Origin of the sequence: Nocardioides oceani (assembly GCF_030412965.1) — a bacterium.
GTDB lineage: Bacteria > Actinomycetota > Actinomycetes > Propionibacteriales > Nocardioidaceae > Nocardioides > Nocardioides oceani.
Genome location: NZ_JAUHJQ010000327.1, coordinates 1 through 208 on the forward strand (window position 1 = coordinate 1; position 208 = coordinate 208).

Consider the following 208-nt stretch of genomic DNA (forward strand, 5'->3'; position numbering starts at 1 on the left):
CGGCGGCTTCTCGCTCACCTGGAACGACACCGCGGGCCCGCTGCGCGACGACCCCTCCCGGGTGCTCGACCGGCTCGCGCGCCGGCCGCGCGCGGACGTGCACGTCGGCGCGGTGCAGGGCTTCGGGCAGTACACCAACGGCCTGCGCGACCCGCGCGACTACGCGGAGGCGGTCCGGTCGCGGGTCTTCGTGCCCAGCCACCACGAC

General features: G+C 76.9%; 1 protein-coding gene. It reads left to right on the forward strand.

Annotated elements, in window-relative coordinates; translation table 11 throughout:
• The coding region (locus QWY28_RS24245) for a hypothetical protein (RefSeq protein ID WP_439117286.1) at positions 1 to 208 on the forward strand (208 nt) is incomplete at both ends.